3 protein-coding genes are annotated in these 5,101 nt (G+C 69.6%); all 3 read left to right on the forward strand.

Features of this window, described 5'->3' with window-relative positions:
• Positions 1–2,241, forward strand: a 2,241-nt coding sequence (nirB, locus tag JMF90_RS23360; protein WP_201325480.1) for a nitrite reductase large subunit NirB, incomplete at its 5' end; no start/stop codon positions are given.
• Between the two features lie 38 nt (positions 2,242–2,279).
• A complete protein-coding gene (gene nirD / locus JMF90_RS23365) occupies positions 2,280–2,624 on the forward strand; it encodes a nitrite reductase small subunit NirD (protein WP_006478931.1) in 345 nt (114 codons plus the stop codon).
• 16 nt (positions 2,625–2,640) lie between these two features.
• A partial coding sequence (locus JMF90_RS23370) for a molybdopterin oxidoreductase family protein (RefSeq protein ID WP_201325481.1) occupies positions 2,641–5,101 on the forward strand: 2,461 nt, incomplete at its 3' end.

Raw genomic sequence — 5,101 nt, forward strand, 5'->3', positions numbered from 1 at the left:
CCGTTCGTGCCGCCGGTGCCGGGCCGCGAGCGCGCGGGCTGCTTCGTGTACCGGACGATCGAGGATCTCGAGGCGATGCAGGCGTGCGGCGCGCACGCGAAGCGCGGCGTCGTGATCGGCGGCGGGTTGCTCGGCCTCGAATGCGCGAAGGCGCTGCGCGACATGGGGCTCGATACGCACGTGGTCGAATTCGCGCCGCGCCTGATGGCCGTGCAGGTCGACGACGGCGGCGGCCGGATGCTGCGTTCGAAGATCGAGGCGCTCGGCGTGACCGTGCATACCGGCAAGAACACGCTCGAAATCGTCGACGGTGAGGAAGGCGCGCACCGGATGGCGTTCGCCGACGGCACGCATCTCGACACGGACATGATCGTGTTCTCGGCCGGCATCCGCGCGCGCGACGAACTGGCCCGCGCGTGCGGGCTCGACATCGGTCCGCGCGGCGGCGTCGCGATCGACGACGCGTGCCGCACGAGCGACGCCGACATCTATGCGATCGGCGAATGCGCGGCCTGGAACGGCACGGTGTACGGCCTCGTCGCGCCCGGCTACGACATGGCGCGCGTGGTCGCGAAGCAGCTCGCGGGCGACGCCGACGAAGCGGCGGCGGCCGCGTTCGCCGGCGCCGACATGAGCACGAAGCTGAAGCTGATGGGCGTCGACGTCGCGAGCATCGGCGACGCGCACGGCACGACGGCCGGCAGCCGCACCTACCAGTACGCGGATGAGCGCCGCCAGGTCTACAAGAAGCTCGTGGTGTCCGACTGCGGCAAGTTCCTGCACGGCGCGGTGATGGTCGGCGACGCCGCCGAGTACGGCACGCTGCTGCAGATGATGCTGAACCGCATCGAGCTGCCCGAGTCGCCGGAATTCCTGATCCTGCCGTCGTCGGACGGCGCCGCGAAGCCGGCGATCGGTGTCGACGCGCTGCCGGAAGGCGCGCAAATCTGCTCGTGCAACAACGTGTCGAAGTCGCAGATCTGCGCGGCCGTGGCCGACGGCGCGACGAGCCTCGGCGCGCTGAAGACCTGCACGGGCGCCGGCACGTCGTGCGGCGGCTGCGTGCCGCTCGTCACGCAGATCATGAAGGCCGAGATGAAGAAGCAGGGCCTCGCGGTCAACAACCATCTGTGCGAGCACTTCCCGTATTCGCGTCAGGAGCTGTTCCACCTGATCCGCGTCGAGCGCATCACGACGTTCGACGCACTGCTGCACAAGCACGGCCGCGGTCTCGGCTGCGACGTGTGCAAGCCGGCCGTCGCGGGCATCCTCGCGTCGTGTTTCAACGAGTTCGTGCTGAAGAAGGAGCACGCGGGGCTGCAGGATTCGAACGACTACTACCTCGCGAACATCCAGCGCGACGGCACGTATTCGGTCGTGCCGCGCATGCCGGGCGGCGAAGTCACGCCGGAAGGGCTGATCGCGGTCGGCCAGGTCGCGAAAAAATACGGCCTGTACACGAAGATCACGGGCGGCCAGCGCGTCGACCTGTTCGGTGCGCGCGTCGAGCAGCTGCCGTCGATCTGGGAGGAACTGATCGCGGCCGGCTTCGAATCGGGGCACGCGTACGGCAAGGCGCTGCGCACCGTGAAGTCGTGCGTCGGGTCGACGTGGTGCCGCTACGGCGTCGACGATTCGGTCGGCCTCGCGATCGACCTGGAGAACCGCTACAAGGGGCTGCGCGCGCCGCACAAGATCAAGTTCGGCGTGTCCGGCTGCACGCGCGAGTGCGCGGAAGCGCAGGGCAAGGACGTCGGCATCATCGCGACCGAGAAGGGCTGGAACCTGTACGTGTGCGGCAACGGCGGGATGAAGCCGCGCCACGCGGAACTGCTCGCGTCCGATCTCGATCGCGACACGCTGATCCGCTATATCGACCGCTTCCTGATGTTCTACGTGCGCACGGCCGACCGGCTGCAACGCACCAGCGTGTGGCGCGACAACCTCGAAGGCGGGCTCGACTACCTGATCGACGTCGTCGTGCACGACAAGCTCGCGATCGCGGCCGAGCTCGAAGCCGACATGCAGCACGTGGTCGACACCTACGAGTGCGAATGGAAGCGCGCCGTCACCGATCCGGAAACGCGCAAGCGCTTCCGCCACTTCGTGAACAGCGACGCGCCGGACACGACCATCGAGTTCGTCGAGACGCGCGGCCAGATCCGGCCGGCGACGCCCGCCGAGCGCGCGGGCGGCAAGCCCGTGGCGATTCCGGTCGTCGCCGAACCCGCGACCGTTTGACCCCCGACCGACACCCCCGTCTTTCAAAGGAGCCCATCATGAACGATCGTCTTCCGCTGTCCTGGACCCGCGTGTGCCCGCTCGACGACATCGTGCCGAACACCGGCGTGTGCGCGCTCGTCAACGGCGAGCAGGTCGCCGTGTTTCACGTCGCGCATGCCGACGGCGGCGTGTTCGCGATCGACAACGTCGATCCCGTGTCGCAGGCCGCGGTGATGTCGCGCGGGCTGATCGGCAGCCTCGGCGAGCGCGTCGTGGTCGCGTCGCCGCTGTACAAGCAGCACTTCGACCTGCGGACCGGCGAATGCCTGGAAGCGCCCGAGCAATCGGTGAACGCGTATCCGTCGCGGGTCGAGGACGGCTTCGTGTGGATCGCGGCCTGAGCGCCCGGGAGCACGCATGACCGCCACCCCCGTCAAGAGCGTGTGCCCGTACTGCGGCGTCGGCTGCGGGATGGTGCTGCACGTCGAGGACGGCGAAGTCGTCAAGGTATCCGGCGACGCCGACCATCCGGCCAACTTCGGGCGGCTCTGCACGAAGGGTTCGTCGGCGCACGTCGCGCTGCGCCGCTCGGGGCGGCTCGACCGCGCGTTCGTGCGCCGCGCGCGCGAGGACGACCTCGTGCCGCTGCCGGCGCGCGACGCGATCGCCGAGACCGCGCGGCGGCTGCGCGCGGTGCTCGATACGCACGGGCCCGATGCGCTGTCGTTCTACGTGTCGGGGCAGATGTCGATCGAGGCGCAGTATCTCGTCAACAAGCTCGCGAAGGGGTTCGTCGGCACCAACAACATCGAGTCGAACTCGCGGCTGTGCATGGCGAGCGCGAGCACCGGCTACAAGCAGTCGCTCGGCGCGGACGGGCCGCCCGGGTCGTACCAGGACTTCGATCGCGCGAACCTGTTCTTCGTGATCGGCGCGAACATGGCCGACTGTCACCCGATCCTGTTCCTGCGGATGATGGACCGCGTGAAGGCCGGCGCGAAGCTGATCGTCGTCGATCCGCGCCGCACCGGTACCGCCGACAAGGCCGACCTGTTCCTGCAGATCCGGCCGGGCACCGATCTCGCGCTGGCCAACGGGCTGCTGCACCTGCTGCATGCGAACGGCCGCACCGACGCCGCGTTCATCGCCGCGTACACCGAAGGCTGGGACGCGATGCCCGCGTTTCTCGCCGATTACACGCCCGAGCGGGTCGCTGAAATCACGGGGCTCGCGGAAGCCGACATCCGCACGGCCGCGCAATGGATCGGCGACGCGCAGGAATGGATGAGCTGCTGGACGATGGGACTCAACCAGAGCACGCACGGCGTATGGAACACCAACGCGATCTGCAACTTGCATCTCGCGACCGGCGCGATCTGCCGCCCGGGCAGCGGGCCGTTCTCGCTGACCGGCCAGCCGAACGCGATGGGCGGGCGCGAGATGGGCTACATGGGGCCGGGGCTGCCGGGTCAGCGCTCGGTGGCGTCCGACGACGACCGCCGCTTCGTCGAGAACCTGTGGCGCGTGCCGGCCGGCACGCTGCGCAAGGACACCGGCAACGGCACGGTCGACCTGTTCGAGCGGATGGCGGCCGGCGACATCAAGGCGTGCTGGATCGTCTGCACGAACCCGGTCGCGACCGTGCCGAACCGGCGCAACGTGATCGCCGGGCTGCAGGCGGCGGAACTCGTGATCGCGCAGGACGCGTTCCTCGACACCGAGACCAACCGCTACGCCGACATCCTGTTGCCCGGCGCGCTGTGGGCCGAAGGCGACGGCGTGATGATCAATTCCGAGCGCAACATGACGCTGATGCGCGCGGCGGTCGCGCCACCCGGCGACGCGCTGCCCGACTGGCGCATCGTCGCGGAAGTCGCGCGTGCGATGGGGTTCGGCGACGCGTTCGACTATGCGTCGGCGGCCGACGTGTTCGACGAGATCGTGCGCTTCTCGAATCCGGCGACCGGCTACGACCTGCGCGGCGCGAGCCACGCGGCGCTGCGCGACGGGCCCGTGCAGTGGCCGGTCGCGCCGGGCGCCGCGCGCGAGCGGCACCCGATCCGCTACCTGAACGACGGCGTGAGCCAGCCACTGCGTACGGCAGCCGACGACGGTGCCGCGCCGCGCATCGCGTTCCCGACGCCGTCGGGCAAGGCGCGCTTTTTCGCGCGGCCGCACGTCGATCCGGCCGAGCTGCCCGACGACACGTTCCCGATCGTGCTGAACACCGGGCGGTTGCAGCATCAGTGGCACACGATGACGAAGACGGGCAAGGTCGCGATGCTGAACAAGCTCAACCCGCGCCCGTTCGTCGAACTGCACCCGGACGATGCGAGCGCGCTGGGCATCGCCGCGAAGGACAGCGTCGAGATCCGTTCGGCGCGCGGCCGCGCGGTGCTGCCGGCCGTCGTGACGGACCGCGTGCGGCGCGGCAACTGCTTCGCGCCGATGCACTGGAACGACGTGTACGGCGACGACCTGTGCATCAACGCGGTGACGAACGACGCGATCGACCCGGAATCGCAGCAACCCGAACTGAAATACTGCGCGGTCGCGCTGACGCGGGTCGACACGGACGCGTTCGCGTCGACCGACGACGACACGGCGCGCGCCGACGCACGCGCGGACGATGCACCGCCCGCGCCCGCGATCTCGCCGATCACGGCTTCACAGGAATCCGACATGGCAGACATCGACACTTTCGCGGCCGCGCTCGGCGTCGCCGATCTCGCGCCGCCGCCGCTGACCGACACCGAGCGGCTGTACGTGGCCGGTCTCGTCACAGGACTGAAGGCGAGCGCCGGCCGTCGCGACGGCAGCGTGCCCGTGCTGCCGGCCGGCGCGCCGTTGACGCCGCCCGTGCGGCTCTGGCTCGACG

Origin of the sequence: Burkholderia sp. E168m23, from assembly GCF_016586125.1 — a bacterium.
GTDB lineage: Bacteria > Pseudomonadota > Gammaproteobacteria > Burkholderiales > Burkholderiaceae > Burkholderia > Burkholderia orbicola.